Consider the following 504-nt stretch of genomic DNA (forward strand, 5'->3'; position numbering starts at 1 on the left):
TTAGACAAAAAACCAATTATATTTACAATTGAAAAAAGCCAAAAAGATATTGCTACCGTTACTATGAAAAATAGTTTAACAAAAGGCGGCGTGGAACTTTCTAAAGTGGATAACGTCGATGGCACTACTCTTGAAGGCGCAGTATTTAAAATTGTTGATATGAATGGTACTGTAATTCGCAAAGATCTTGTTACGAATCAACAAGGTAAAATTAGCGTTTCTGACCTACGTCCTGGTGATTATCAATTCATCGAGACAACGGCTCCGAAACACTACGATTTAAACAAAGAGCCAATTCCATTCACAATCACAAAGAGCCAAGCTGATCCTATCTCCGTTACAGCTACAAATAGCTTAACGAAAGGCGCTGTGGAACTTTCTAAAGTGGATGATGTAGATGGTACTGCTCTTAAAGATGCGGTATTTAAAATTACCGATATGAATGGTAACGACATTCGTACTGAGCTTACAACAGATGTACATGGAAAAATTTCTGTTTCTGAT

At 36.7% G+C, this 504-nt stretch carries 1 protein-coding gene; it reads left to right on the plus strand.

The genetic code is table 11. From position 1 onward, the window contains the following. On the plus strand, positions 1-504 hold a 504-nt coding region (locus MR170_RS31020; protein ID WP_276575697.1), incomplete at both ends, for an MSCRAMM family protein.

It is taken from the genome of Bacillus cereus group sp. BfR-BA-01524, assembly GCF_022662595.1.
GTDB classification, from domain to species: domain Bacteria; phylum Bacillota; class Bacilli; order Bacillales; family Bacillaceae_G; genus Bacillus_A; species Bacillus_A thuringiensis_S.